The organism is Streptomyces sp. NPDC059853 (assembly GCF_042731495.1).
In the GTDB taxonomy this organism is placed as follows: domain Bacteria; phylum Actinomycetota; class Actinomycetes; order Streptomycetales; family Streptomycetaceae; genus Streptomyces.
In genome coordinates, this window is sequence record NZ_JBHWJL010000288.1 from 1 (window position 1) to 6,667 (window position 6,667).

3 protein-coding genes are annotated in these 6,667 nt (G+C 72.6%); all 3 read left to right on the forward strand.

What is annotated here, in order from left to right:
* Window positions 1-203: 203 nt before the first annotated feature.
* The 3 genes from ACFV5N_RS22860 (at window position 204) to ACFV5N_RS22870 (ending at window position 6,626) form a co-directional block, all read left to right on the forward strand.
* Window positions 204-2,039 (forward strand): DUF4328 domain-containing protein, encoded by a 1,836-nt coding sequence (locus tag ACFV5N_RS22860; protein ID WP_385602923.1) that lies wholly within the window; start codon window positions 204-206, stop codon window positions 2,037-2,039.
* 69 nt (window positions 2,040-2,108) lie between these two features.
* Window positions 2,109-4,127, forward strand: a complete 2,019-nt coding sequence (locus tag ACFV5N_RS22865; RefSeq protein WP_385602926.1) for a serine/threonine-protein kinase — start codon at window positions 2,109-2,111, stop codon at window positions 4,125-4,127.
* 183 nt (window positions 4,128-4,310) lie between these two features.
* Window positions 4,311-6,626 carry a serine/threonine-protein kinase gene (locus ACFV5N_RS22870; protein ID WP_385602929.1) on the forward strand — a complete coding sequence of 772 codons (2,316 nt, stop codon included), beginning with the start codon at window positions 4,311-4,313 and terminating at the stop codon, window positions 6,624-6,626.
* Window positions 6,627-6,667 lie beyond the last annotated feature (41 nt).

Consider the following 6,667-nt stretch of genomic DNA (forward strand, 5'->3'; position numbering starts at 1 on the left):
CGCGGGCAGCGCCGCGCGCGTCGGCGGGCCGGTGCAGCCAGCCCCCGTCCGGGCCGGGCAACGGGCGCCGGATCCGGGCGGCACGGCGGGCAGCACCGGGCGCTACCGGGGCTGCCCGAGGGCTCCTGCGGTACGGCGAGCGGTGATCGGCCTCTATTCTCGGTGGCGTTCGGGACCGCAAACCGGGGGAGGAAACGCCGCTCATGCGACCGCTCGCGCCCGAAGACCCGCGCACCATCGGCGCGTACCAGCTGCTGGGGAAGCTCGGCGAGGGCGGGATGGGGCAGGTGTATCTGGCCCGCTCCGACCGGGGCCGTACGGTCGCCGTCAAAACCGTGCAGCCGGCGCTCGCCAGGGAGCCGGAGTTCCGCCGGCGGTTCGCCCAGGAGATCACCATCGCCCGCCGGGTCGGCGGCCAGTGGACGGCGCCCGTGCTGGACGCGGACACCGACGCCGAGACGCCCTGGGTGGCCACCGGGTACATCGCGGGGCCCACGCTCAATCAGGTGGTGTCCGAGGACTACGGCCCGCTGCCGGAGCAGTCCGTGCTGACGCTGGCGTCCGGTCTGCTCCAGGCGCTGCGGGACATCCACGCCGTGGGCCTGGTGCACCGCGACCTGAAGCCGGCCAACGTGCTGATCACCATCGACGGCCCGCGGGTCATCGACTTCGGGATCGCGCGCGCCTACGACGGGGTGACCGGCGGCGGGCTGACGCGGACCGGCTCGGTGATCGGCTCGCCCGGCTTCATGTCGCCCGAGCAGATCATGGGCAAGCGGCTGACGGCCTCCAGCGACGTGTTCTGTCTCGGCTCGGTGCTCGCCTACGCCGCCACCGGGCGGCTGCCGTTCGGCACCACCGACAGTGGCGGGCACGCCCTCATGTACCGGATCGTGCAGGAGGAGCCCGAGCTGGACGGGGTGCCCGAGGGGCGGTTGCGCGAGCTGATCAGCGGATGTCTGAACAAGGACCCGGAGGTCCGCTCCTCCGTCGCCGACCTGCTGGAGGTCACCGGCAGCGAGCCGCCGAGCGGCGCCTGGCTGCCCGCCGAGGTCCTGGCCCAGCTGGGGCGGCACGCGGTGCGGCTGCTGGACTCCGAGGACCCGGACCCGCTGCCGGGCGCCCGGCAGCCGCGGGACACCCCCGCGCCGGCCGCCCCGCAGATGGCCGCCGTGGCCGCCGCCCCGTCCGCCGGGCAGCAGAGCACCCCGGCGCACGGCAGCGCGCCCGCCCCACCCGGGTTCGGTCCTGCCCTCACCACCCCGCTGGCGGGCCCGACGCCCACTCAGGTGGCGGCTCCGCAGGGGGCACCGGGGGTGCGGGCGGCGCAGTCCGCCCCGGCGGGGGGGTCCGGCGGATCCTGGGGGACCACCGCGGCCAAGCAGGCCGTGCCCGCGACGAAACCCGTCAAAGGGCTCACCAAGGCGCTCACCTGGATGCTGGTGCTCGCCATGGTGACCTCCACCTTCACGCTCAGTCAGTACCTGTGGATCACCGAGAAGCTGATGGTCTGGGACGGGGCCGACACGGCCGGCTTCCTGGACAGCGGGGGGGTCCGGAGTCTGGCCGGGCTCGCCGACATCCTGGCCCTCGGCTCCGGGGCCCTCATGCTGGCCACCGGCGCCGTGTGGCTGCTGTGGTTCCACCGGGTGCGGCACAACGCCGAGGTCTTCGCGCCCGGACGGATCCGGTACGGGAAGGCCATGGCGATCGGGTCCTGGTTCATCCCGATCGGCATGCTGTTCCTGCCCCACGGCATCGCCCGGGACATCTGGCGGGCCAGCCACCCCCAGGCCTATCCCCCCATGAAGGTGGTCGACTTCTGGTGGGCGCTGTGGGCGCTGTGGCTGGCGCTCTCCCACCTGCCGCTCACCTGGGACACCTGGCACACCGTGGGGGCCAACGTCCAGGCGGCACGGGCGATGATGGGGGTGACCGTGGTCGGTGAGTTCCTGATGTTCCTGGCGGCCGTCGCCGCCCTCGTCTTCGTGCAGCGGCTCAGCCGGCTCCAGCAGCAGCGGATGGCCAACTCGGCTTGACACAGCCGTCGGTCGGGGCCTCTATCCTCAATGAGGCACAAAGGTTCCGAACGGGGGAGTTCGTTTCACATGGACCCGCTGACGCCACAGGACCCGCGGTACATCGGTGACTACCGGCTGCTGGCCCGGCTGGGTGAGGGCGGGATGGGACAGGTGTACCTGGCCCGTTCCGACCGCGGCCGGACCGTGGCCGTCAAGACCATCCGGCCCGAGCTGGCGCAGGAGCAGGACTTCCGGCGGCGGTTCGCGCTGGAGATCACCGCCGCGCGGCGCGTCGGCGGGCGCTGGACCGCTCCCGTCCTGGACGCCGATACCGAGGCGGCGACCCCGTGGGTCGCCACCGGGTACATCGCCGGCCCCTCCCTGCACGAGGTGGTGGGCCGGGACTTCGGGCCACTGCCGGAGCGCAGCGTCCTGCTGCTGGCAGGCGGCCTCACCCTGGCGCTGCGGGACATCCACACCGCCGGGCTGGTGCACCGCGACCTCAAACCGTCCAATGTGCTGCTGACCATCGACGGGCCGCGCGTCATCGACTTCGGCATCGCCCGCGCCCTGGAGGCGGGGCCGGGCGACGGGCTCACCCGCACCGGCGCCACCGTCGGCTCCCCCGGCTTCATGTCCCCCGAGCAGATACGCGGCGAGCGCCTCACCCCCGCCAGCGACGTGTTCTGTCTCGGCTCGGTGCTGGCCTACGCGGCGACCGGCCGCACCCCGTACGGGGCGCTCGACAGCGGCGTGCACATCCTGCTGTTCCGCATCGCCGAGGAGGAGCCGGATCTGGCCGGTCTCCCCGAGCGCCTGCGCGGACTGATCGCCGCCACCCTCGCCAAGGACCCGGCGGCCCGGCCCACCCTCGCGGACCTGGAGCGGTACACGGCGGCCGGGCCGGACGGGGAGCCGTGGCTGCCGGGCGCGCTGGTGGCCCAGCTCGGGCGGCACGCCGTCCAGTTGCTCGACTCGGAGGACCCGCGCAGCCGGGTGGACCAGCCGGCGGTCCGCACCCCGGCACCGGCGGGCCCGGCCCCGGAGTCCGCGTCCCCCGCCACCCCTCCCGCTCCCGCCCCCACTCCCGGCCCCACGGCGCCCCTCGCCCCCGCGGGCCCGCCCCAGCAGCCGCAGTTCGGCGGCCCGGTGCCGACGCCGTACGGCCGGCCCGGCCCCTACGGGCCGCCCTCCGGCGGGTTCGGGCCGCCCTCCCAGCAGTCGTACGCCCCCACCCCTCAGGGGCAGCAGCCACCGCCGGGCCGCCGGCGCCTATCGGTCCCCGCGATCGTCGCGCTCTGTGTGGCGTTCGTCGCGCTGATCGCGGGAGGCATCGTCACGGCGAACCTCATCAGGAACGACGGCGCCGCCGGCTCCGACATCACCGAGGAGTACCTCGGTGCCTGGCAGGGCGAGTACCAGACCACCGACGACGAGGGCGAGCGCGTCTGGCACGGCGTGCGGCTGGACGTCACCCAGGGCGACACGGGGGAGAGCGTCGGCACCGTGACCGCCGTGAGCGCGCGCCTGCTGTGCGCCTACGACATGCGGCTGAGCGCCTTCGACGCCGGTGAGGACCTGGAGTTCCGCGCCGAACCCGCCTGGGCCGTCCCCGCCGGCGCGGTGGGCGAGGACTGCCCGGCCCCGGACACCCCCGAGGTGCAGGTGATGACGGCCACCGGCACGGACGCCATGACGCTCGCCTTCGCCGGTGAGGAGATCGACCTGGAGCGCGGTCGCGGCGACCGGACGCCGGACCTGCTCGTCGGCGAGTGGGGCGACAGTTGGACGGACGAGGACGAGGTCGAGTGGACCACCACCCTCACCGTCACCGAGGGCGCCATCGGCGAGGTGGTGTTCACCTACGAGGAGTGGAACGACGACCGCGGCACCTGTGTGTGGGAGAACCACCTGGTGCAGGTCTTCGAGCGGGAGGTCGTGCTCGGCCCCGATCTGTACGTGGCCTCACGCTCCGACGCCGATCTCGACACCTGCGGCGAGTTCAGCGCTCCCCGGCTGACGGTCGGCCGCGGCGCGGACGACACGATCACGGTCGGCTGGGTCGACGATCCGGGCGGGCGGACCCTGCAGTTCTACCGGCAATAGGTCCCGTTACCCCTACCGATCAGTATGTGATCGGTATTTGAAGATCCAGATCACGAATTGGCAAGGAGCGGAAGCTCACACCCCGATACGGGAACCGGCTAGGGTTCAGCTTCTGTCCCCATGTACACGTACAGGCACCCGTATCCTCAGGGGGCTTACGCGAGCGAAGAGGAGTACCACAGCATGAAACCGCTCGGGCCCACCGATCCCCAACGCGTGGGCCAGTACAGGCTGCTGGGGAAATTGGGCGCCGGCGGGATGGGCAGCGTTTATCTGGCCCGTTCCGACCGCGGACGCACGGTGGCCGTAAAACTGGTGCAGCCGGAACTCGCCCGGCAGCCTGAATTCCGCCGCCGCTTCCAGCAGGAGGTCGAATCCGCCCGCCGGGTGGGCGGCGAGTTCACCGCGCCGGTACTCGACTGCGACACCGAGGCGGAGACCCCCTGGGTCGCGACCGGCTACGTGGCGGGCCCCTCCCTGCACGAGGTGGTCACCTCCACCTACGGCAAGCTGCCCGAGCGCACTCTGCTGATCCTGGCGAACGGTCTGGTCCGCGCGCTGCGTGACATCCACGCCGCCGGGCTGGTGCACCGGGACTTCAAGCCCTCGAACATCATGATCACCATCGACGGCCCCCGGGTCATCGACTTCGGCATCGCCCGCGCCCTGGAGGCGCACGGCGAGGGCCTGACCCGGACCGGCGCCGCCGTCGGCTCGCCCGGCTTCATGTCGCCCGAGCAGTGCCGCGGCGAACTGGTCACCCCGGCCAGCGACATCTTCTGTCTGGGCTCGGTCCTCACCTTCGCCGCCACCGGCCACACCCCCTTCGGCGACGCCAACAGCGCGATGCACGCCCTCATGCTGCGCATCGTGCAGGACGAGAAGAACCTCGACGGTGTCCCGGACGGCATCCGCCCGCTCATCGAGGACTGCCTGCGGCAGATGCCCGGCGAGCGCCCCGGCCTCCAGTCGCTGCTGGAGCGCACCGTCGACGCGGACGAGATCGGCGACGACGAGCCGTGGCTGCCCGGCGCGCTGATCGCCAAGCTCGGCAAGCACGCCGTGGACCTGCTCGACTCCGAGGACCCGCTGGTGGCCCCGCCCCGGCCGGCCATGTCGCCGCCGCCCGCGATGCCCTCCGCGCCCCCGTCGTCCGTGGGCATGCCGGCCGCCCCCGGCACACCGCCGCCGTCCCCGCCGCAGCAGCCGCCGGTGAGCGGGCCGATGACCCCGCCGCCGCCGGGAGCGATACCCACCCCGACCCAGGCGATGCCCACCGGCGCGCCCGGCACCCCGCCGCCCAGCCCGCCGCCCGGGCAGGGCCCGGCGGGCATGGACGCGATGCAGACCATGACCTCGGCGGCGCCGCCCCCGGGGATGTACGGCACCGGCCAGCCCACGCCGTACGGCCAGCCGGCCGCCGGCTACGGCTACCCGTCCCAGCAGGTCCAGGGGTACGGCTACCCGCCGCAGGGCCCGGGCACCGGCCAGCCCACGCCGTACGGGCACCAGAGCCTGAACGCCGTCTACCCGGTCGGGCCCGGCGGCCCCGGCGGCCCCGGTGGCCAGCAGCCGAACGGCAAGAAGAAGTTCACCTGGATCCTGGTCGCCGCCGCCCTCGCGGTCTTCGGCATCGCCGTCGGTGTCGCGCTGGCGCTGTCCGGCGGAGACGACAAGAAGAACCAGGCCGACGGGGACCGGGACCGGGGCGGGCAGACCGATCCGTCCGGTGACCCGGCGCCCGAGCCGGAGCCGGAGCCGGAGCCGGAGCCCGATCCGGTCGACCCCGAGCCGGGGAACATCGACACCAGCGAGATCCCGTACGAGCTGACCTACTCGGCCTGGGAGGGCGAGGTCACGACACCGAACGGCAGCACGGGACTGCGCCGTATGGAGATCAACACCAATGACGACGGGGACTACGTGCTCACGACGTGGGACCTGTACGGCGATGTGCTGTGCAAGGGCGAGGGCCAGCTACTGGATACCACCGGCGGAGTGCTGACCTTCTCCAACACGATGACGGAGACGGTGCCCAGCACCGCGTCCTGTACAGCGCTCGGCAACCAGACCCTGGAGCTGAACAACGACAAGGTCCGGTGGACAGTCCCGGACGCCGGGATGGAGTACGACTACGGGATGGCCATAAGCGGACCAGGGCGAGACAGCATGCCGTTCGCGATGGCCAACAAGTCCTGGGAGGTCGACATCCCGGGTGAGGGCTTGGCGACCTTGACCACGGAGAACATCTCCTACCCAGGCGATCTCGCGATGACCATCAGCGGCGATACCTGCACCTGGGAGTTCGAGATGGTATCCGGTGACATCAACGGCGGCGACATCCTCGTCAGCCCCGGCGAGACGAGCGGCGGCTGTACTCCGCTGTCGGCTTACTCTCTGTCTGTTGATACCGACGACCCGCAGTCGGATCTGATTCTGGAGCCCCTGGAAGGCGCCAGCAACACGGACAAGCTCACCGGCACCTACACAGGGTACTGACGGCCCGCAATCAGACCGACAGACGGCCGGGGCCGGAACGC

Coding starts and splice junctions, on each gene's coding strand:
- ACFV5N_RS22860 (WP_385602923.1), top strand. CDS start 204: ATGCGACCGCTCGCGCCCGAAGACCCGCGCACCATCGGCGCGTACCAG.
- ACFV5N_RS22865 (WP_385602926.1), top strand. CDS start 2,109: ATGGACCCGCTGACGCCACAGGACCCGCGGTACATCGGTGACTACCGG.
- ACFV5N_RS22870 (WP_385602929.1), top strand. CDS start 4,311: ATGAAACCGCTCGGGCCCACCGATCCCCAACGCGTGGGCCAGTACAGG.